General features: G+C 65.2%; 21 protein-coding genes and 1 pseudogene. 12 read left to right on the top strand and 10 right to left on the bottom strand.

The features are described 5' to 3' along the window. Window positions 1–58: 58 nt before the first annotated feature. The 4 genes from ACVIIW_RS05915 to ACVIIW_RS05900 all read right to left on the bottom strand — a co-directional run bounded on the left by ACVIIW_RS05915 (window position 59) and on the right by ACVIIW_RS05900 (window position 3,494). The gene (locus tag ACVIIW_RS05915) at window positions 59–280 is read right to left on the bottom strand and encodes a dodecin (RefSeq protein WP_456699881.1); all 222 of its coding nucleotides are present in this window, start codon (window positions 278–280) and stop codon (window positions 59–61) included. A 103-nt stretch (window positions 281–383) separates the two neighbouring features. Then, window positions 384–1,634: a glycosyltransferase family 87 protein gene (locus ACVIIW_RS05910; RefSeq protein ID WP_456699880.1), complete on the bottom strand. Its 1,251-nt coding sequence runs from the start codon at window positions 1,632–1,634 to the stop codon at window positions 384–386. A gap of 167 nt (window positions 1,635–1,801) precedes the next feature. Continuing rightward, window positions 1,802–2,359 (bottom strand): HNH endonuclease, encoded by a 558-nt coding sequence (locus ACVIIW_RS05905; RefSeq protein ID WP_008142962.1) that lies wholly within the window; start codon window positions 2,357–2,359, stop codon window positions 1,802–1,804. Between the two features lie 394 nt (window positions 2,360–2,753). Continuing rightward, window positions 2,754–3,494, bottom strand: a complete 741-nt coding sequence (locus tag ACVIIW_RS05900; RefSeq protein WP_456699879.1) for a DNA-3-methyladenine glycosylase family protein — start codon at window positions 3,492–3,494, stop codon at window positions 2,754–2,756. A gap of 185 nt (window positions 3,495–3,679) precedes the next feature. Here ACVIIW_RS05900 and gluQRS point away from each other — a divergent pair, with 185 nt between their 5' ends. Continuing rightward, window positions 3,680–4,552: a tRNA glutamyl-Q(34) synthetase GluQRS gene (gluQRS, locus tag ACVIIW_RS05895; RefSeq protein WP_456699878.1), complete on the top strand. Its 873-nt coding sequence runs from the start codon at window positions 3,680–3,682 to the stop codon at window positions 4,550–4,552. Between the two features lie 103 nt (window positions 4,553–4,655). After that, window positions 4,656–5,921 carry an ATP-binding protein gene (locus tag ACVIIW_RS05890; protein ID WP_456699877.1) on the top strand — a complete coding sequence of 422 codons (1,266 nt, stop codon included), beginning with the start codon at window positions 4,656–4,658 and terminating at the stop codon, window positions 5,919–5,921. On the opposite strand, the gene ACVIIW_RS05885 is transcribed toward ACVIIW_RS05890, so the two are convergent. Then, a complete protein-coding gene (locus tag ACVIIW_RS05885) occupies window positions 5,848–6,741 on the bottom strand; it encodes a YihY/virulence factor BrkB family protein (protein ID WP_456699876.1) in 894 nt (297 codons plus the stop codon). The two genes, ACVIIW_RS05890 and ACVIIW_RS05885, sit on opposite strands and share 74 nt — an antisense overlap. 296 nt (window positions 6,742–7,037) lie before the next feature. Between ACVIIW_RS05885 and ACVIIW_RS05880 the strand changes: the two genes are divergently transcribed. The 6 genes and pseudogenes from ACVIIW_RS05880 (at window position 7,038) to ACVIIW_RS05855 (ending at window position 10,991) form a co-directional block, all read left to right on the top strand. Continuing rightward, the gene (locus ACVIIW_RS05880) at window positions 7,038–7,232 is read left to right on the top strand and encodes a twin transmembrane helix small protein (RefSeq protein WP_092230919.1); all 195 of its coding nucleotides are present in this window, start codon (window positions 7,038–7,040) and stop codon (window positions 7,230–7,232) included. A 2-nt stretch (window positions 7,233–7,234) separates the two neighbouring features. After that, a complete protein-coding gene (locus tag ACVIIW_RS05875) occupies window positions 7,235–7,807 on the top strand; it encodes a cob(I)yrinic acid a,c-diamide adenosyltransferase (RefSeq protein WP_456699875.1) in 573 nt (190 codons plus the stop codon). 124 nt (window positions 7,808–7,931) lie between these two features. Beyond that, window positions 7,932–8,681 carry an electron transfer flavoprotein subunit beta/FixA family protein gene (locus ACVIIW_RS05870; protein WP_456699874.1) on the top strand — a complete coding sequence of 250 codons (750 nt, stop codon included), beginning with the start codon at window positions 7,932–7,934 and terminating at the stop codon, window positions 8,679–8,681. Further along, window positions 8,681–9,626, top strand: a pseudogene (locus ACVIIW_RS05865) (electron transfer flavoprotein subunit alpha/FixB family protein). The gene ACVIIW_RS05870 and the pseudogene ACVIIW_RS05865 overlap by 1 nt, the downstream one beginning before the upstream one ends. Window positions 9,627–9,835: 209 nt before the next feature. Beyond that, complete coding sequence (locus tag ACVIIW_RS05860) at window positions 9,836–10,717, top strand: 3-hydroxybutyryl-CoA dehydrogenase (RefSeq protein ID WP_456699873.1); 882 nt, start codon at window positions 9,836–9,838, stop codon at window positions 10,715–10,717. A 79-nt stretch (window positions 10,718–10,796) separates the two neighbouring features. Continuing rightward, complete coding sequence (locus tag ACVIIW_RS05855) at window positions 10,797–10,991, top strand: hypothetical protein (protein ID WP_092230929.1); 195 nt, start codon at window positions 10,797–10,799, stop codon at window positions 10,989–10,991. Here the strand turns inward: ACVIIW_RS05855 and tlpA are convergent. Next, complete coding sequence (tlpA, locus tag ACVIIW_RS05850; protein ID WP_456699872.1) at window positions 10,988–11,653, bottom strand: thiol:disulfide interchange protein TlpA; 666 nt, start codon at window positions 11,651–11,653, stop codon at window positions 10,988–10,990. The genes ACVIIW_RS05855 and tlpA overlap by 4 nt on opposite strands. Window positions 11,654–11,750: 97 nt before the next feature. On the opposite strand from tlpA, the gene argH reads away from it, so the two are divergent. The 3 genes from argH to lysA all read left to right on the top strand — a co-directional run bounded on the left by argH (window position 11,751) and on the right by lysA (window position 14,821). Beyond that, the gene (gene argH / locus ACVIIW_RS05845) at window positions 11,751–13,148 is read left to right on the top strand and encodes an argininosuccinate lyase (RefSeq protein ID WP_456699871.1); all 1,398 of its coding nucleotides are present in this window, start codon (window positions 11,751–11,753) and stop codon (window positions 13,146–13,148) included. Between the two features lie 93 nt (window positions 13,149–13,241). Then, window positions 13,242–13,532 (top strand): LPS translocon maturation chaperone LptM, encoded by a 291-nt coding sequence (gene lptM, locus ACVIIW_RS05840; RefSeq protein ID WP_456699870.1) that lies wholly within the window; start codon window positions 13,242–13,244, stop codon window positions 13,530–13,532. Window positions 13,533–13,555: 23 nt separating this feature from the next. Beyond that, window positions 13,556–14,821, top strand: a complete 1,266-nt coding sequence (gene lysA, locus ACVIIW_RS05835) for a diaminopimelate decarboxylase (RefSeq protein WP_456699869.1) — start codon at window positions 13,556–13,558, stop codon at window positions 14,819–14,821. Window positions 14,822–14,833: 12 nt separating this feature from the next. On the opposite strand, the gene ACVIIW_RS05830 is transcribed toward lysA, so the two are convergent. Continuing rightward, the gene (locus ACVIIW_RS05830) at window positions 14,834–15,742 is read right to left on the bottom strand and encodes an NAD(P)-dependent oxidoreductase (protein ID WP_456699868.1); all 909 of its coding nucleotides are present in this window, start codon (window positions 15,740–15,742) and stop codon (window positions 14,834–14,836) included. Window positions 15,743–15,881: 139 nt separating this feature from the next. Then, the gene (locus tag ACVIIW_RS05825) at window positions 15,882–16,265 is read right to left on the bottom strand and encodes a carboxymuconolactone decarboxylase family protein (protein WP_456699867.1); all 384 of its coding nucleotides are present in this window, start codon (window positions 16,263–16,265) and stop codon (window positions 15,882–15,884) included. Between the two features lie 177 nt (window positions 16,266–16,442). Between ACVIIW_RS05825 and ACVIIW_RS05820 the strand changes: the two genes are divergently transcribed. Further along, complete coding sequence (locus tag ACVIIW_RS05820) at window positions 16,443–19,064, top strand: TIGR02302 family protein (RefSeq protein WP_456699866.1); 2,622 nt, start codon at window positions 16,443–16,445, stop codon at window positions 19,062–19,064. Between the two features lie 183 nt (window positions 19,065–19,247). On the opposite strand, the gene ACVIIW_RS05815 is transcribed toward ACVIIW_RS05820, so the two are convergent. Further along, a complete protein-coding gene (locus ACVIIW_RS05815; RefSeq protein WP_456699865.1) occupies window positions 19,248–19,622 on the bottom strand; it encodes a response regulator in 375 nt (124 codons plus the stop codon). A gap of 35 nt (window positions 19,623–19,657) precedes the next feature. Beyond that, on the bottom strand, window positions 19,658–20,527 hold the full coding sequence (locus ACVIIW_RS05810; RefSeq protein WP_456699864.1) for an MJ0042-type zinc finger domain-containing protein: 870 nt from the start codon (window positions 20,525–20,527) through the stop codon (window positions 19,658–19,660). Window positions 20,528–20,589 lie beyond the last annotated feature (62 nt).

Here is a 20,589-nt window from a genome sequence, read left to right as displayed (position 1 = left end):
TCGTACGCGGATGTTAACCACGCAGCCGTGGTGTAATGGTCACCTCGCGCTCGGCGCTTCACTCATCGAGCGTGAACCCGACGCGCAGCGTGACCTGGTAGTGCCGTACCGCGCCGTTCTCGATGTGGCCCCGCGTCTGTACCACCTCGAACCATTTCATTTCGCGAATGGTCTTGGAGGCCCGGCCGATCGCGTTCTTGATCGCATCCTCGATCGAGGCCTCGGACGATCCGACCAGTTCCAAGATCTTGTAGACGTGATCCCTCTCGGTTGCGGGCATGGCGGACCTCCGTTGCTGGCACCACGGCCCTCGCCGCGGCTTGGCCTCTCATCTGAACGGGCGCCGGCCATTCCGGTTCCCTCGTGCGCGAGCGGGAGGAAAGTTAGGCAGGCTCGCCGTGCAGGCGAACCGCGGCGGGGCCCGCCTGGCGCAGCAGGACCCACAGCAGCATCACGAGCACGGCCATGAGGGCGAAGCCTCCGACGGCCGGCGTCATGGTGCGCCCAAGGCTGTCAGCCTGGGCGTTTTCCGCGGACAGCCGCGCCGATTGCAACAATCCGTAGGCGTTGGCCAGCAGCAGGAGAGCATAGATGGCGCCGCGTTCGCGCCGGCAAGCCAGCCGGGCAAGATCGGGAAGCAGCAGCGCGAGACCGATCCCCACGATCGGCAAGTCATAGTCGTAGGCATAGGGGCTGATCATCACGGAGGTGACCGCGACGACGCCGAGCGCGAAGCGGGGGGACGGTCCGCGCGCAACCGCGAGTGCGACGGTGACGAGCGCCAATGCAGCCATGGCCATTTGTCCCCAGAACGCTCCGGCTGGCGGAAGTCCGGCATTGTACAAGGCCGCATAGGCCGAGATCATCCGAAACAGCTGATAGCGGCCTTCCTCCAGATAGCTCGCGGCTTCGCGGATGCTGCCGAGCCACGCGCTCCAGATTTGCGGGCCGAAGGCGAGCGCGCAGACGAGCGAGCTCGCGATCACCACGATCGCGGCGGTCAGCACCGCCGTCCAGCGGCGCGTCATCAGCACGTAGATGCCGGCCGCAACCGCCAGGTGAGGCTTGATGACCATGATTCCGAGGGCGATGCCCGATAGCACCGGGCGCCGCTCCGCGTTGATGCAGATCAGTCCGATCAGGGCCCCGGTCAGCAGACCATTCTGCCCGATGGCGATGGTGATCGCGATCGCCGGGAAAAACACGACGAGCACGAGCGCAAGGTTGTTTCCAGCAATCACGCGGAGCGTCATCAGATAGGCCGCCAGCGTGACGGTCGTGAACAGAGCATAGGCGGCCCAGCCCGGGAGGAACGCCAGGGGGGCGAGCAACAGATCGAATTGCGGTGGGTAGGTCCAGGGCATGACGGCGGTGGCGCCGCCGGCTGCTGCCATCTGCATCTTCGTGAACGCAGCCAACCGGTAGGTCAGGTCGAGGTCACCGAGCCAGATCCGCTGCGCGACAATGTGGAAGGCTGCGAAGTCGACGGTCTGGCCGCCATACCAGAGGCCGCCGTCGAAAAAGCGGATCGCCTTGAAGATGAGGATGGCTGCCAGCAGTGTGACGATGATGCAGACATAAATCGTCCGCTTTCGCGGCGAGGCCTGGATCTGCTCCAATGTTGCGGTGAGCATTCGTTCGCTAACCTCTACTGGGCACATGGCCGGCCGATCTGTCGGCGAGATTGCGGACGGAGAGTTAAGGTCCGGTAACGAAAGGATAGGGGTTGGCCGGCACGGCCGGACCTTGCCCGCGTTCTGTCGCCGCCGGGGAGGGCGACGAGACGGGACGCAGCGATGCCTTACGGATCCAGCTCCGTATCCCAGTACAGGTAGTCCAGCCAGCTGTCGTGCAGATAGTTTGGCGGGAACAGCCGGCCGTTGCGGTGGAGCTGGTGCACGGTCGGCGCGAACGCGCTCTGACGCGGAAACATCTTGGCTTGCGCAGGCGTCAGATTGCCCTTGCGCAGATTACAGGGCGAGCACGCCGCAACCACATTTTCCCAGGTGGTCTGGCCGCCCTTGCTGCGGGGAATGATGTGATCGAAGGTGAGGTCTTCGGGCGAGCCGCAATATTGGCAGGCGAAACGATCGCGCAGGAAGACGTTGAATCGTGTGAAGGCGGGATGGGTGGTCGGCTTGACGAAGGATTTGAGCGAGACCACGCTCGGCAGCTGCATTTGCAGCGTGGGACTGTGAACCGCCTGATCGTAATGCGCTACGATATTGACGCGGTCGAGGAACACCGCCTTGATCGCGTCCTGCCACGACCACAGAGACAGTGGGTAGTAACTCAGCGGCCGGAAGTCCGCGTTCAGGACCAGCACCGGCCAACTGCCTTGCGAGACATGTGCGTTCAAGTAACGCTCCTGGCCTCCAATATACGCTGCGAAGCAGCATGTACTGACATACTACATGCAGCGTGACGGGATTGTGAAGCCCGTCGAGCGACTTATTCAGGCGCAAGCAATGCGGCGGCGGGGTGGCGAAACGCGCAAAAACGCCGCGATTGGGAGGGCTGCGCGTTGAGACGCGCCGAGGCGATCACCTCGCCAAAGTCCCACACACGAATGTTTCCGAACGCCCTGCGACACCGGTAGGATCTGCCAGGATTTCAGCTCGTCGCCCATCGCGGCACACGTGACGTTGTTGGCACTGAATGCGAAGCGGTCGGTGCGGCCGCATCCGGAAGGGGAGTGTCGATCAGCTTGCATCGCTCGAGATCGCTGCGTGCGACGACGCAGTCGATCGGCGTCATGGTGAAGATCCCCGTTTTCCCCGCGCCGGCGCCTTCTTCTTGAGGGCTCTGCGCTTTGCAACAGCAACATTGTCTGAAACAGGGTTCGCTTCGCCCGCGATGATGCCCTCGCGCTTCTTGACCGCGCGGTAGTAGCTCCACCACAGATGCGCGGCGGCACCACGCAGCGGGCGCCAGGGCTCGGCGAGCGGGGCCATCTGTTTTTCCGTCGGCCGCGCCTGAAGGCCAAGGCCGATCTTGATGCCTTCCTGCACGGCGAGGTCGCCGGCCGGCCATGCATCGCCATGACCGAGGCAAAACAGAAGATAGACGTCGGCGGTCCACGGGCCGATGCCGGGCAGCGAGACCAGCGTGTGATGCGCGGCATCTGCATCTTCCTCCGCGAGCACGTCGAGGTTCAGCCGTTCCTCGATGATCTCGCGCGCGAGATGCTTCAGGGTCTTGATCTTGGCCGCGGACAGGCCGAGCCGCCCCAGCCGGTCGGTCCGGGCGCGGCGCACGGCCTCGTGGTCGAACGGATCGAAGGCGGCTGACAGCCGTCCCCAGATCGCCGCCGCGCTCGCGGTGGAAAGCTGCTGCCCGCAAACGATGTGCGCAAGCCCCGCAAAGCCCGGCTCGCGCCGCCGCAATGCCGGCATCCCGGCGATATCAAGCACCGGCTTGAGCCGCGGATCGCGTTTCACCAGCGTGCGAACAGCTTCTTCGAGATCGGATTGGGTTTCGAGGTGGATGGTCATGATGGCTCGGCAAACTCTCTCGGCGTCATGGCCGGGCTTTCCCGGCCATCCGCGTCTTTCCAACCGCGCGTTATTGTTAGCATGGGCGGGGACATCGTGTTCGTTCGCGACCTTGACACGGTTGGTAAGTCGCACCGAAGAACGTGGATGGCCCGGACAGCCCGGCCATGACGAGATCTTTGCCTATGCCGCCACCCGTTTTCCGATTTGCCCCCAGCCCGAACGGCCATTTGCATCTCGGCCATGCCTATTCGGCGCTGCTGAACTTCGATCGCGCGCGGGGCAGCGGCGGGCGTCTGTTGCTGCGGATCGAGGACATCGACGCGACGCGCTGCCGGCCGGAATATGAGGCCGCGATCTACGAAGACCTTGCCTGGCTGGGCATCACCTGGGAAATGCCGGTACGGCGACAGTCGGAGCATCTTGCCGACTATCGCGCCGCGCTGGAAAAACTCTCGGCGCTCGGTCTCGTCTATCCCGCGTTCGAAAGCCGCGCCGAGATTGCCAGGCTGGTGACCGCGCGCGCGGCGGACGGGCCATGGCCGCGTGATCCCGACGGCGCGCCGCTCTATCCTGGTAACGCCCAATTACTGTCTGCCGGCGAGCGGTCGCGCTTGATCGACAGCGGCGTGCCTTACGCCTTGCGCCTCGACATGGCAGCGGCCCGCCGGCGCGTCTCCAGGCTGACCTGGAACGAGCTGGGCGAGGGGCCCGATGGCGAGCGGGGCGTGGTCGCAGCGCGGCCTGACGCCTGGGGCGACGTGATCCTGGCCCGCAAGGAGACGCCGACCAGCTATCACCTGTCCGTGGTGGTCGACGACGCGCTCCAGGGGACGAGTGAGATCGTGCGCGGTCAGGACCTGTTTCACGCCACCTCGGTCCACCGCCTGCTCCAGGCTTTGCTCGGCCTGGCCGAGCCGGCTTATCGCCACCACGCCCTGATTCGAGACAGTGACGGAAGGAAGCTGTCGAAATCGGGTCGCTCGACCGGGCTGCGGCAGTTGCGCGCAATCGGAGCCTCGCCCGCCGGTATCCGCCAGCTGGTGGGATTAGGTTAGATTTCTCTGGGGTTTAGCCCAACACCGCCGTGACTCCACCTATTCCGTCGTGCCATGCTGCCTGACAGGCTGGGGTTCGAAGGTACTGCTTCGAAGGGGATTTATGGCGGCAGAAACGCGCCCGGCGCGCACCACGCGGACGTCTAGGCGGTCGCCTCGGAAGCGACCCGGGCCGGCCGCCAAGGTGCGCAAGCGCAGCACCAAGGCGGTCGCTCCGGACGTGGTCCAGGCTGCCCTCGCGGCCTTTGCCCATGAGGTCCGCACGCCCCTGACCGGCATTCTCGCGATCAGCGACCTGCTCGCGACCTCCGATCTCGGCGAGCGGGAACGGCGCTGGGCCGACACCATCAAGGCTGGCGCCGAGCATCTGGCGAGCCTTGCGACTCTGTTCGTGGACGCCGCCAGGACCGGCCAAGGCAACGGGAGCGGCGGCAGCACGCTGCGGGAGGATTTGTTCGATTTGCGTGCACTGGCTCGCAGCGCCGGCGATTCGCTCGCCGGGCGTGCTGCAGCCAAGGGCCTTCAGGGACAGGTCGATATCTCAGAGAAGCTGCCGGGGCTGGTGGTTGGCGATCCCGTGCGTCTGCGCGCCGCGCTCGAGAACCTGATCGATAATGCGGTCAAATTCACCGACCAAGGGGGTGTGGCGTTCGCAGTCAAGCCTTGGCGTGCCGCCAAGAGCAGGAAGAGCGACAAGCGCCGGGTGGGCGTTGCCTTTGCGGTCTCCGACAGCGGCATCGGCCTGACCATGGCCGAGATCAAGCGACTATTCCGCCCGTTCACCCAGGCCAATGTCACCATCGCGTCACGCTTCGGCGGCGCCGGGCTCGGCTTGTCCTCGGTGAAGCAGCTGGCGCGCGCGATGGGCGGCGACATCACGGTCGCGCCGCGCCGTGGTGGCGGTGCGACCTTTACGCTGACAGTCACGCTCGACGCGGCGGGGCCGGTGAAGAGGCGCAAGCCTGCTGGTGACGCCGCGGATGCGCTGGCCGCGTTGCGCGTGCTCAGCGTCGAAGACAATCCGTTCGGCCGTGTCGTGCTCAACACGATCCTGACCGAGCTCGGCCATCATGCCGAGTTCATCGGGCGCGGTGAGGACGCGGTGAACCGGCTCGCGCAGGGCGGCTTCGATGCCGTGCTGATGGACATGGTGTTGCCCGGCATCGATGGCGTCGAGGCGATCAGACGGATCCGCACGATGCAGGCGCCGCTGGCTCAGATCCCGATCATCGGCGTGTCCGGTCGCGGCGAGGATGAGGCGGCGTCGCGCGAGGCCGGCGCGGATGCTTTCCTGGTCAAGCCTGTGTCCCCGCGTGCTCTAGCGACTGCGCTGCTTGAAGCGACACGCCGTGAGGAAGCCGTGACTTGATGATCGCGGCGTTGAGCTCGCCGCCGTAAACGAAGATCGCAGCGATAAAATACAGAAACACCAGGGCGATGATCACCGAGGCGAGCCCCGCATACATCGTCACGTAATTGTTGGCGAAGCGCGCCAGATATTGTCCGAACACGATGCCGGAGATCAGCGATGCCACCATCGTGAAGACGATTCCGGGCAGGATCTGAAGGAAGCTGCGCCGCCCCGCCGGCAACCAGGCATGCAGGATGAAGAGCGCGACGACCAGCGCGGCGATCGTGATGCCGTAGCGCAGCGAGGTGAGGATGCTTTCGTTGGATTCGACGAAGAGTGGAATATGGCGCCGCGCAGCTTCGATCAGCAGCGGCCCGAGTACGATCAGGAATGCCATGGCGAGTGCGGTGACGGCCGCCACCAGCGTGTAGCCGATCGATTCCAGCCGCAGCCAGTACCAGCGCCGCATCTCCACCACCGCATAGGCGCGGTTGAGCGCGACCCTGAGCGCCTCGACGCCGTTCGAGGCGAAATAGACCGACAGCACCGCGCCGATCGTCAGCACGCCGGAGCGGGTCGTGGTGAGCACGTCGTGGACCTCGCCCGAAATCGAATCGGACACCTGCTTGGGCCAAACCTGAAGCATCAGGCTGGCGGCCTGATCGGCGAGCTCCTTGGAGCCGAAGAAGCCGGCGAGCGAAGTCAACACGATCAGGAACGGGAACAGCGCCATCAGGGTCGATAGCGCGATGTGGCTCGCGATCGCCCAGCCGTCGTCGGCCAGGAAGGTGTAGAAGGCGTCCTCTACGACGACGTAGATGGTACGGATTGCTCTCACTGCTTGCTCCGACGTCGCCTCTGCCCGCGTGCGGGGAGCGGCCGGAAGGCGCGCGTAGCGCGGATTCCGGGTGAGGGGGAGTCTCCGCGAAGCCCTCCGTCATCATCCTTGCGGAGAGCCCCCGTCAGCCACCGCGCGTTCCGCGCGTCGGCCTCTCCCCGCAAGCGGCGAGAGGCGAACAGGGCCAGGGATGGGCGCGGATCGGAAATCATCTCATGAGTTTCTGACATTATCGTCTCAAAGGCCAGATTGGGAACGCCATGGCGGAGCGCCGCACACGGTGTTATCACCCCCAAATGGCATCTCTCCTGAGTACTTTCATCCTGCCGGTCGCAGCCGGCGCCGTGGCCTTGGTGCTGCTGCTTGGTCTGGTCAACATGATGCGCGGCGGCTCGCCCAACACCTCGCAGAAGCTGATGCGTCTGCGCGTGCTGCTGCAGTTCGTCGCGATCGTCATTGCCATGCTCGCCGTCTGGATCATGGGACGCTGACCATGGTTATCCTGAACCGCATCTACACGAAGACCGGTGATGACGGCACGACAGCGCTCGGAACCGGCGAGCGCCGCCCGAAATACGATCTGCGCATCGCGGCCTATGGCACGGTCGACGAGACCAATGCCGCGATCGGCGTGGTCCGCCTCCACACCGAGGATGCTCCCGAGCTCGATGCGATGCTCGGCCGTATCCAGAACGATCTGTTCGATCTCGGTGCCGACCTAGCTGTGCCTGAGCGCGAGGGTAAAGCCGAGCGGCTGCGGGTGGTGGCAGGCCAGGTCGAGCGGCTCGAGCGCGACATCGACGCGCTCAACGACAAGCTCGCGCCGCTGACGTCCTTCGTGCTGCCGGGCGGTACGCCGGCCGCCGCCCACCTCCACGTCGCCCGCACGATTTGCCGCAGGGCGGAACGCATGATCGTGGAACTGGCCGCCCAACCCGGAGAGCCGGTCGGTGCAGCTGGCATTCAATATATGAATCGACTGTCGGACTTCCTGTTCGTGGCCAGCCGCGCTGCTAACGGGAATGGCGCCGGCGACGTGCTCTGGGTCCCGGGCCAGAATCGCTGACCCATTGAGGTCGGCATTTCAGGGAGCTAAAATTAGGCCCGTCGCGCGTTGACCGGGCCGGATCAGGCCTTTAGGTTCCGCGCCAGTTGAATAACCCCCTCCCAAGTTGAGTGAAAGAGGATCGATGAAGGTCTTAGTGCCGGTAAAGCGGGTGGTCGATTACAACGTCAAGGTCCGCGTCAAGGGCGATGGATCGGGCGTTGAACTCGCCAACGTGAAGATGTCGATGAACCCCTTCGACGAAATCGCGGTCGAGGAAGCGCTGCGCCTGAAGGAAGCCGGCAAGGCGACCGAAGTCGTGGTGGTCTCCATCGGACCGGCGCAGGCGTCGGAGACGATCCGCACCGGTCTCGCCATGGGCGCCGATCGCGGCATCCTGGTGAAGGCCGAAGGCACCGTCGAGCCGCTCGCGGTTGCCAAGATCCTGAAGAAGGTTGCGGACGAAGAGCAGCCGGGGCTGATCATCCTCGGCAAGCAGGCGATCGACGACGACAGCAATCAGACCGGCCAGATGCTGGCCGCGCTGCTGGGCTGGTCGCAGGCGACGTTTGCCTCGAAGCTCGAGGTCGACGGAAGCGACTTCAAGGTCACCCGCGAAGTCGACGGCGGTCTCCAGACCGTGAAGTTGAAGGGACCGGCGATCGTCACCACCGACCTTCGTCTCAACGAGCCGCGCTATGCGTCGCTGCCCAACATCATGAAGGCGAAGAAGAAGCCGATCGCGGAGAAGACCGTCGCCGATTACGGCGTCGATGTCGCCGCGCGCCTCGAGGTTCTCAAGACGACTGAACCGGCGGGCCGCAAGGCGGGCGTCAAGGTCAAGGACGTCGCCGAGCTGGTGTCGAAACTCAAGAACGAAGCCGGGGTGCTCTGATGACGACGCTGCTGATTGCCGAACACGACAATGCGTCGCTCAAAGGATGCAACCAACAAGGCCCTGACCGCGGCCGCCGCGCTCGGCGCCGATGTCGAGGTGCTCGTCGCCGGCGAGAACGCAAAGGCCGCGGCGGACGCCGCTGCCAAGCTCGCCGGCGTCAAGAAGGTGCTGCTCGCCGACGGCGGGACCTACGCGCACGATCTCGCCGAACCGCTGGCCGCGCTAATCGTCTCGCTGGCCCCGTCCTATGACGCGATCGTCGCGCCCGCGACCTCGCGCTTCAAGAACGTGATGCCGCGCGTCGCCGCGCTGCTCGATGTCATGCAGGTCTCGGAGATCATCAAGGTCGTTGCCCCCGACACCTTTGAGCGTCCGATCTATGCCGGCAACGCCATCCAGACGGTGAAGTCGAAGGATGCCAAGAAGGTCATCACGGTCCGCACCTCCACCTTCGCCGCAGCCGGCGAGGGCGGCAGCGCGCCGGTCGAGGCCGTCGCGGCGGCGGCCGATCCCGGCCTGTCGACCTTCGTCGGCGAGGAGGTCGCCAAAAGCGACCGTCCGGAGCTGACCTCGGCCAAGATCATCGTCTCCGGTGGTCGTGCCATGCAGAGCCGCGAGAACTTCGCCAAGTACATCGAGCCGCTCGCCGACAAGTTAGGGGCCGGTGTCGGTGCCTCGCGCGCGGCGGTCGACGCCGGCTATGCGCCGAACGACTGGCAGGTCGGCCAGACCGGCAAGGTCGTGGCCCCCGAGCTCTATGTCGCGGTGGGCATTTCCGGCGCGATCCAGCATCTGGCCGGCATGAAGGATTCCAAGGTGATCGTTGCGATCAACAAGGACGAGGACGCGCCCATCTTCCAGGTCGCCGATTACGGCCTGGTCGCCGACCTCTACCAGGCAGTTCCGGAACTGGCGGCCGAACTCGGCAAGCTCGGTAAGTAAAACGCGTTAAAAACACCGGCCGGAGGCATAAACTCCGGCCGGTGTTGCATTTCTCACCCCTTTTCTTTGGCGTGGGGCACGCCTTCGAAGCGATCCAATCTAGGTTTCGAGCCAGGATTCTGATCTAATCGGGTTTCTGATGAAATCAGACCTCCCGGCTCAGGGGATAGGCAGGGCGCGATATGCGCGCCGTTCCGGTGGATGACATTATGGCGGCAGTAATCAAGAAGGTCGGCGTGATCGGCGCGGGGCAGATGGGCAATGGCATCGCGCATGTCGCGGCCCTGGCCGGTTTCGACGTGGTGCTCAACGACATCTCGGCCGATCGTCTCAAGTCAGGCATGGCGACCATCAATGGCAATCTGGCCCGCCAGGTCTCCAAGAAGGGGGTCACCGAGGAGGACAAGTCCAAGGCGATCGGGCGCATCAAGCTCGCCGAGAAGCTCGACGACCTCGCCGACTGCGATCTCGTGATCGAGACCGCGGTCGAGAAGGAAGAGGTCAAGCGCAAGATATTCCACGACCTCTGCGCGATCTTGAAGCCGGAGGCGATCGTCGCCTCCGACACGTCATCGATCTCGATCACCCGCCTTGCCGCCGCCACCGACCGGCCGGAGCGCTTCATCGGCATTCACTTCATGAATCCGGTGCCGCTGATGGAGCTGGTCGAGCTGATCCGCGGCATCGCCACCGATGATTCGACCTTCGAGGCGTCCAAGGAATTCGTCGCCAAGCTCGGCAAGCAGGTCGCGGTCTCCGAGGATTTCCCGGCCTTCATCGTCAACCGCATTCTGCTGCCGATGATCAACGAGGCGATCTACACGCTGTATGAAGGCGTCGGCAACGTCGAGGCCATCGACGCGGCGATGAAGCTCGGCGCGCACCATCCGATGGGCCCGCTGGAACTCGCCGATTTCATCGGTCTCGATACGTGTCTGTCGATCATGCAGGTCCTGCATGAGGGGCTGGCCGACTCCAAGTACCGGCCGTGCCCGCTGCTGGTGAAATACGTCGAGGCCGGCTGGCTCGGGCGCAAGACCCAGCGCGGCTTCTACGACTATCGCGGCGCCAAGCCGGTTCCGACGCGGTAAGGCCGCCAATACGCCCCGTGACAATTCATGGCGCGTTAACCCGCTCCGCCTAGGCTGTCGCCGGTACGAGGGTTGCGTAATGGACACGATGGCGATGGTCAGCACCATGCTGGCCTCTCAGCAAGGCGCGCTGCAGTCGAACATCGCGGCGACGCTGATGAAGCAGAACGCGGATGCGGAGAAGTCCGCCGTCCTGACGCTGATGGGCGCCGGTCAGCCTTCGCTGGCCAATGTCGGCCCTGGCGTCGGCGGCAACCTCAATATCTCTGCTTAAAAGGACGCAGCCGCCGGTCCCAGCGCGGCCCGCAGCAGCTTGAGCGCGTCGTCGCTCGCCCATTCCGCCGGCCCCGCGATCGTCGCGATCTCGCAGCCCTGCGGATCGACCAGCACCGAGGTCGGCATGCCCAGGGCTCGACCTATTGATTTAAGATCCTGAAAAACCTTGGCTTTCTGATCCGTGAAATAGCCGAGACGGGTCAGGTTGGCGTCCTTCAGGAAGTTTTTGGGCTTCTCCGGGTCGCGGGTGTCGATGTTGATCGCCACCACCTCGAAGTCAGGGCCTGAAAGCTTGGTCTGGAGCTGGTTCAGCGCCGGCATTTCCTTGCGACAGGGCACGCACCAGGTGGCCCAGAGGTTCACCAGCAGCGTCTTGCCGCGGAAATCCGACAGCTTCCTCGGCTTGCCGTCGGCATCCTCGAAGGTCAGATCCGGCAGCTTGAGGGGCGCGCTCGCCATGGTCAGCGCCGCCACCTCGCCTTGGGCGAGCGGAGCGATCTTCTGGGCCGTGGCGACAGCGGCCTTGCAGGCCGGATCGCCTGACGGGGCCCGGCTCCGGCCCAGTCCGTACAGCGCCGCAAAGCCGGCCAGGCCGCCAACCAGCACGGTGGCGATCACGATGGGGATCCGGCGCGTGGCGGAGGGCTTGGGGTCGAGCATATCGTTTGTCATCCGGTCGCAGATATGGCTATCAGGGGCCTCTTAATACGGCTGGCTTGCGCCAGCAAACATGCGGCAAAGGCGTGAGCAGGGGATCATGAGCAACAAGATGTGGGGCGGCCGGTTCTCGGAACGTCCCGATGAGATCATGGAAGAGATCAACGTCTCCATCGACGTCGATCGTCACCTCTTTGCCCAGGACATTGCCGCGTCCAAGGCCCACGCCGCGATGCTGGCCAGCCAGGGCATCATCACGGCCTCTGATGCGAAAAATATCGGCAAGGGTCTAGACACGATTTTGTCAGAGATCGGCAAGGGCGGCTTCGAATTCAAGCGCGCGCTCGAGGACATCCATATGAATGTCGAGAGCCGCCTGTCGGAGCTGATCGGTCCCGCGGCCGGCCGCCTGCACACCGCACGCTCGCGCAACGATCAGGTCGCGACCGATTTCCGTCTCTATGTCCGCGATATCGTCGACGAGACCGACGCCGCGCTCGCCGCGTTCCAGCAGGCGCTGGTGGATCGTGCGCTTGAACACGCCGGCACCGTGATGCCCGGCTTCACCCATCTCCAGACCGCGCAGCCCGTGACCTTTGGCCACCACCTGCTCGCCTATGTCGAGATGGCCGCGCGCGACCGCGGCCGTTTCCAGGACGCGCGCAAGCGGCTCAATGAATCGCCGCTGGGCGCAGCCGCGCTCGCCGGCACCTCGTTTCCGATCGATCGCCACGCCACCGCGAAGGCGCTCGCCTTCGATCGACCGATGGCGAATTCGCTGGACGCGGTGTCCGATCGCGACTTCGTGCTGGAGACGCTCTCGGCCGCCTCGATCTGCGCCGTGCATATGTCGCGTTTTGCCGAGGAGATCGTGATCTGGACCTCGCCGCTGGTCGGCATGATCCGCCTCAGCGACAAGTTCACCACCGGCTCCTCGATCATGCCGCAGAAGCGCAATCCTGACGCGGCCGAGCTCGTGCGTGCCAAGGCCGGTCGCGTCATCGGCGCGCTCAACGGTCTCCTGATCGTGATGAAGGGCCTGCCGCTCGCCTATCAAAAAGACATGCAGGAGGACAAGCAGGGCGCGATGGAGGGCTTTGCCGCGCTGTCGCTCGCGATCCGCGCCATGACCGGCATGGTCCGCGACCTCGTGCCTGACGAAGGCAGGATGAGGCTTGCTGCCGGCGAGGGTTACGCCACCGCGACCGATCTTGCCGACTGGCTGGTGCGGACGCTGAAGATGCCGTTCCGCGAGGCCCATCACGTCACCGGCCGCATCGTCGCCAAGGCTGCCGAGGGTGGTGTGGCGCTGCACGAGCTGCCCCTGAAGGAGATGCAGGCGATCGAGCCCAAAATCACCAGGGACGTGCTCGGCGTGCTCTCGGTCGAATCGTCGGTGAAGAGCCGCACCAGCTTCGGCGGCACCGCGCCGAAGAACGTGGCGTCACAGGCCAAAGCCTGGGCCAAGCGGCTGGAAAAAGAGCGAAAATTGGGCTGAGGGCCGAAATTTGACCGACCTTCCGTGGCCTTCCTGCACTCGCCAGACCGGGCCAACCTCTGTATGGTGCGGCCGCGTAGTGGGGATTTCGTCGTGACGTCAAAGTTTCGCCCGGCCGGCTCGGGCTGGGCCATCATCGTCTTGAGCCTGAGCGCGCTTGCGCTCGCCGGTTGTGGCCGCCGGGGCCCGCTCGACCTTCCGCCGACCGCCTCCAACGCGTCCACGGCCAATATCTCCGCGCCTGGTGATACCGAGACCGAAGCCCAGAAGACGCCGAGCGTGTTCAATCCGACCTATGGTTCGGAGGTACCCCCGGCGGCGGCCAAGGGCAGGAAGAAAACGTTTATCCTTGACCCGCTCCTGGACGAAACGCCCGGCCGGTAGGCTGGGCCAATCGAGCTGACGTGATGAACCATTTCGACTACCGCAACGGCGTGCTGCACGCCGAGGCGATCAACCTGTCCGAGCTGGCCGCGGCCGTCGGGACGCCGTTCTATTGCTATTCGACCGCGACGCTGGAGCGCCATTACCGCGTCTTCGCCGATGCCTTTGCCGGCGAGAAGGTCCTGGTCTGCTACGCCATGAAGGCGAACTCCAACCAGTCGGTGCTGCGCACGCTGGCCAGGCTGGGCGCCGGCGCTGACGTGGTTTCGGGCGGCGAACTGAAGCGCGCACTGGCGGCCGGCATCCCCGCCAGCAAGATCGTGTTCTCCGGCGTGGGCAAGACCGAGACCGAGCTGCGCGCGGCGCTGGCCGCCGACATCCTCTGTCTCAATGTCGAATCCGAGCCCGAGCTGGAGCTGCTGTCGCGGCTTGCGACCGACATGGGCAAGACCGCGCGCATCTCCATCCGCGTCAATCCTGATGTCGATGCAGGCACCCACGCCAAGATCTCCACCGGCAGATCCGAGAACAAGTTCGGCATTCCGATCGTGCACGCGCGCGAGGTCTACGCGCGCGCCGCAAGGCTTCCCGGCATCGAGGTAACAGGCGCCGACGTTCACATCGGCAGCCAGATCACTGACCTTTCGAAGATGGAGATCGCGTTCCGCATCCTCTCCGAATTCGTGCAGACACTGCGCGCCGATGGCCACAACATCAGCCACGTCGATTTCGGCGGCGGGCTCGGCATTCCCTATTACATGGATCGCGAGGCACCGCCGGCGCCCGATGCCTACGCCGCGATGGTCAAGCGCGTCAGCCACAATCTAGGCTGCACCCTGATGTTCGAGCCCGGCCGCATGATCGTCGGCAATGCCGGCATCCTCGTCGCCAAGGTGATCTATGTGAAGCACGGCGACGGCAAGAACTTCGTCGTCATCGATGCTGCCATGAACGACCTCATTCGGCCGACGCTGTACGAGGCGCATCACGACATTCTGCCGGTGATGCAGCCGGCGAAGGGGGCGGCGACCATCACCGCCGATGTCGTTGGCCCGGTCTGCGAGACCGGCGACTATCTCGCGCTTGATCGCACCTTGCCGACGCCGAAGCCGGGCGATCTCGTCGCCATCATGACATCAGGCGCCTATGGCGCGGTGCAGGCCGGCACTTACAACACCCGGCCGCTGGTGCCGGAAGTGCTGGTGAAGGGCGACCAGTATGCCGTCGTGCGCCCTCGCATCGAGGTCGAGCAGCTCATCGCCATGGACACCCCGGCGCCGTGGCTGTGAGTGGTTCGGGTCCTATTTCCTCGCCAATCCGCCCTTCGCTCCGCCAACCACGACGCCAGCCTTCTTCTCGATCGGCTTGATCGCCGCGGTGAAATCGGACTCAGCGCCTTCCGCAGCTATCACCGCTTCCCACAGCCGTCCGACGGCGTCGGCAACCTCCATCGACAGGCCGAGCTGCTTCATCTCCTCCAGCGCGAGCCGGACGTCCTTCACCATCAATCCGGTGGCGAAGCCGAAGTCGAAGCTGCGCGGCAGCACCGAGCGCGGAAACTTGTCGCGGCTCGCGGTGTTCATGCCCGAGCCCGCATTGATGACGTCGATCATCACGGCCGGATCGAGCCCGGCTTTCACGCCCATCACCACGGCTTCCGATGTCGCCACGATGGCGGTGGCCGAGAGGAAATTGTTGGCGAGCTTCATGGTCTGCGCCGCGCCCGGCTTCTCGCCGATGAAGAACACTTTTCCGATCACGTCGAGAACAGGCTTGAGCAGCTCGAAGTCGCCCTTCGGCCCCGACACCATCACCGCGAGCGTGCCCTTCTCGGCGCCGCCGACGCCCCCGGACACCGGGCAGTCGATCTGCACGATGTTGCGTTGTGCGAGCAGGCCGTGAATTTTCGCCGCCATCTGCGAGCCGACCGTCGACAGATCAATGAGGCGTTTTACCCGGCCGCCCTCGATCACGCCGTTCGCGCCGGTGGCGACCTCGAGCGAAGCCTTGAGCGACGGCAGGCTCGCCATCACGGTCTCGACCTTGTCGGCGACGTCCTTCGGCGACATCGCAGCGGTCGCGCCGCGTGCGACCAGCTTGTCGACGACCTCCTTGCGGGTGTCGAACACGACGAGCGTGTGGCCGGCCTCGATCAGCCGCCGCGCCATCGGAAAACCCATGTTGCCGAGGCCGATGAATCCGATGTCCATGGTGTTGATTCCTTCCACGCCGTAGCAATTTTGCGCTGAAGCGACGAAGCAATCCAAGCTATTTCCGCGGAGGGAGTTCCGGATTGCTTCGCTCCGCTCGCAATGACGGAGCAATAAAGTTGAGAGCCGTCAGCTTCGTTCACGCCTTCGCATCGATCTCGGCGAACACCTCGCGCGCCATCCGGAAACTGTCGACCGCGGCCGGCATGCCGCCATAGATCGCGACCTGCATCAGGATCTCGCGGATCTCGTCGCGGGTGACGCCGTTGGTGAGCGCGCCCTTCAGATGCGCGCGGAATTCGTGCTGTCGGTTGAGGATCGCGATCATCGCGATGTTGAGCATGCTGCGGGTCTTGCGCGGCAACTCCTCGCGGCCCCACACCGTGCCCCAGCAATATTCGTTGAGCATCTCCTGGAACGGACGGTTGAAATCGTCGACGTTCTTCAGGGCGTTGTTGACATAGGCCTCGCCCAGCACCGCCTTGCGGACCTCAAGGCCCTTGTCGTGCATCTTCTTGTCCATGACGTTTCCTCTTCTTCGCTTGCATTCCCCGAGGGGATGCCGCGGAAAGTTACGGGGTTGCGCCGGGCCAGTCACGTCCCCGTGTTATGCGGGAAAAGGGGGCTCTCCCGTACAGGAACGGATGCCTCAGTGCTGCCGTTGTGGTACGCTTCTCTACCGGGCAACCTGGAGAGTTGATTGAACGGCGCCCCCCCAGACCCGTCGGACCCGATCCGTGATGGCGATGCTGTGTCGCGCTTGAAGCTGGCGCAGGCCCTCGAGCGGTCCACCTACGCTATCGCCTGGGAGCGTGCCTGGCCCGGTCTGGCGCGCGTCCTCACCGTTATCGGCCTGTTTCTGGTGGTGTCCTGGGCGGGCCTCTGGCTGGCGTTGCCCTCCGTCGCGCGCGCCATCGGCCTCGTCATCTTCGCGAGCCTTGCAGTCGCCGCGCTGTTCCCGCTGGTTCGTTTTCGCTGGCCAAGCCGCGAAGAGGCGCTCGCACGGCTCGATCGCGGTTCGGGCATCCGCCACCGCCCCGCCACGACACTCACGGACACACTGACCTCGCAAGACCCGGTCGCGCAGGCGCTCTGGCGGGCTCAGCGCGAGCGCACGCTGGCCTCGCTCAAGCGCATCCGGGCCGGTCTGCCTCACCCGCGCCTCGCCATCCACGACCCCTGGGCCCTGCGCGCGCTGGTCACGGTGATGCTGGTCGCGACCTTCTTTGCCGCCGGCGACGAGCGCGCGATGCGGCTGGGCGCGGCCTTCGACTGGAACGGCGTACTGACGCCGACCAATGTCCGCGTCGACGCCTGGGTGACGCCGCCGCTCTACACCGCAAAGCCGCCGGTCATCCTGTCGGCCGCCAACAAGGAGGCGGCGGCGCTGCCGGTCTCCGGCCCGCTCGCCGTTCCCGCGGGTTCGACCCTGATCGTGCGATCGTCCGGCGGCAGCCTGGATGTCGTCACCTCCGGCGGTCTGAAGGAAGTCGCGCCGACCGAGGCCGCACCGAAGGGCACCAACGAAAAGCATTTCACCATCGCCGGCGACGGCACCGCGCATGTCCGCGCGCCCTCGGGCCAGCCGCAATGGGCCTTCGCAGCGACGCCGGACCGTCCGCCGACCATCGCGCTCGCCAAGGATCCGGAGCGTCAGGCGCGCGGCGCGCTCCAACTCGTCTACAAGATCGAGGATGATTACGGCGTCACCGGCGCCGAGGCGCAGGTTGCGGCGCGCACCAATGATGCCGCCAAGGGCGGTGATGGCAAGGCCGATAACAAGACCGCGGCGCGACCGCTGTTCCAGCCGCCGCAATTCCCGCTCGTGCTGCCGAACGCGCGCACCCGTAACGGCGTCGGCCAGACGGTGAAGGATCTTAGCGAGGATCCCTATGCCGGCGCCGACGTCACGTTGACGCTCACCGCCAAGGACGAGGCCGGCAACGAGGCTCGAAGCGAACCCTTCAACATGCGCTTGCCGGAGCGTCTGTTCACCAAACCCTTGGCGCGCGCGCTGATCGAGCAGCGTCGTATCCTCGCGCTCGACGCCAACAGGAATTCCGACGTCTACACCGCGCTCGACGCGCTGATGATCGCGCCCGAACTGTTCACGCAGGAGACGGGACAATATCTCGGCCTCTACAGTGTCACGCGCCAGCTCGAGGCGGCGCGCACCGACGACGCGCTGCGCGAGGTGGTGGCGAGCCTGTGGGCGCTCGCGGTGACGATCGAGGACGGCAACATCTCCGACGTCGAGAAGGCGTTGCGCGCGGCGCAGGACGCGCTCAAGCAGGCGCTGGAGCGCGGCGCCAGCGACGAGGAGATCAAGAAGCTCACGCAGGATCTGCGGGCGGCGCTGGACAATTTCATGCGCCAGCTCGCCGAACAGTTCCGCAACAACAAGGACGCGCAAAATCTCGCGCGACCGCTCGATCCGAACACGAAGATCCTGCGCCAGCAGGACCTCCAGAACATGATCGATCGCATGGAGCGCCTGTCGCGCTCCGGCGACAAGGATGCGGCCAAGCAGCTGCTCGACCAGCTCCAGCAGATGCTGGAGGGCCTCCAGATGGCGCAGCCGGGACAGTCCGGCGAGAGCGATATGGAGCAGGCGCTGAACGAGCTCGGCGACATGATCCGCAAGCAGCAGCAATTGCGGGACAGGACCTACAAGCAGGGCCAGGATTCGCGCCGCGACCGCATGCGCGGCAAGCAGCAGGGCGACCAGTCGATGTCGGACCTGCAGCAGGACCAGCAGGCGCTGCGCGACCGCCTCAAGAAGCTCCAGGACGAAATGGCCAAGCGCGGCCTCTCGCAAAGGGGTCAGAAAGGCCAGCAAGGACAGAAGGACCAGCAGCAGGGTCAGCAAGGCGACCAGGGCCAGGACGGCGATCAGGACGCCGACCAGGGTGATGATGACGGCGGGCTCGACTCCGCCGACAGCGCCATGGGTGACGCCGGCTCGAAGCTCGGCGAAGGCAATGCCGACGGTGCGGTGGATTCCCAGGGCAAGGCGCTGGATGCGATGCGCAAGGGTGCGCAGAAGATGGCTGAGGCGATGCAGCAGGGCGACGGCGACGGCCAGGGAGATGGTCCCGGCAATCGCGCCGGCCGCCAGCAGAGTGGCGGGAATCAGACCGATCCGCTCGGCCGTCCGCTTCGCCGCGGCGATCTCGGTGACGATTACACGGTCAAGATTCCCGGCGAGATCGACGTGCAGCGCGTCCGCCGCATTCTCGAAGAGCTGCGTCGCCGCCTCGGCGACCCCTCGCGCCCGCAGATCGAGCTCGACTACATCGAGCGGCTGCTGAAGGATTTTTGAGGGCTGGACTCGTTGCGCAAATCCTGACCGGCTTGTGCAGCCCCCCACTCCAATCTCGCCGTCATCGCCCGACTTGATCGGGCGATCCAGTTTTCCAGAGACAATTGTGTCTAGACCGAGAGGCCGCGGCGTTCTGGATGCCCCGGTCAAGCCGGGGCATGACAGCGGAATATGGAGCCGCCGCTACCCCTTCTTCGCCGCGAGCGCGTCCGCGACCGCCGTGCGGATATCCGCGACCGAGAACGGCTTGGTCACGACATCATGCACCAGCGCATTGAGGTTCGAGGCGCGCTCGCGCTGGTCGGCAAAGCCGGTCATCAGCAAAATGGTGAGCTGAGGAAATTCGCGCGCGGCGGAGAGGGCCAGCGCGATGCCATCCATGACGGGCATCTGGATGTCGGTGAGCAACAGGTCGAACGCGCCGTCCTCGCGGGTCAAAATTTCCAGCGCCTCGGCGCCGTCCTGTGCGGTGACGGTCTGGTGGCCGTCCATGGCAATCGCGCGCGCCACCAATTGGCGCATCGAATCCTCGTCATCGGCGATCAATATCTTGGGCATGGGACAGCCTCCCGTGCGGACTCTACAAGGCCGGATTATATGCTGCCGCCGGCAATGTCGCGCCGGTTGAAGAAGCGAACGTCGATATTGCGGCCTTCCGGCGGTGGCGAGGCCAGACGCGAGCGGAAGAAGGCGCGTTCGCCGGGTTGCAGCACGGTCTGCTCCAGCACCGAATTCCAGGCGTAGATCTCAGCGCCCTGCGCATCGCGCACGGCAAAACGCAAGCGCGGGATATCGAGCGGCTTCTTGCCCTGGCCAACGATCACGCCCTCGATCACCAGCACCTGCTTACCATCCACGGTCTCGGTCGAGAGCTTGACGTCCTTGAAGGCGAGGCCGCGCAGGTTCACCTCGAGCCCGACCAATTTGTAGAAGGCCGCCGTCTGCGGCAGCAAGCGCACCATGTCGCCGCGCCAGATCACCAGCGCCAGCACCAGCGCGCCCATGGCGGCGCAGGTGGTCGGCAGGCCGTAGTAGGATTTGCGTGGGGCCACGGCCGGCTTCGGCCGGCTCACCTTCGCGCCGCGGCGGCGGAACAGCCCTCGGAACCAGGATTGGTGCTGTACCCCGGCGACTTCCTCCTCGGCCCGCCGGGCTGCTGCTGACCATTCGTCCTCAGCGGCATCCTCGGTCGGCCAGTCGCTGGCGATCGAGGGGCTTTCGACCACCGGCGTCTCGGCGGTCGCGTCCGAGGCGTAGGAGTTCCACTGGGCGGCGAGGTCGGATTGGTCGTCGGTCCGGCTGGCCGCGGCCATGGCCGGTACGGTCGCCTCCTCGATGGCATCTGCGGGATGCGCCATCCAGGTTTCCTTGCAGCGCGAGCAGCGGACCGTCCGCCCATTGGCGCCAAGGCTAGCAAGCTTGATGGCGTAGGAAGTCGTACAATGGGGGCAGACGATATGCATGGACGGCCTCGACGATGACCTTGTCGCGGGGAACCTGGCGCCAAGATTCTCCTGAGGCAGGG

It is taken from the genome of Bradyrhizobium sp. USDA 4449 (assembly GCF_054056275.1).
This window is presented reverse-complemented; position numbering and strand designations above follow the sequence as displayed.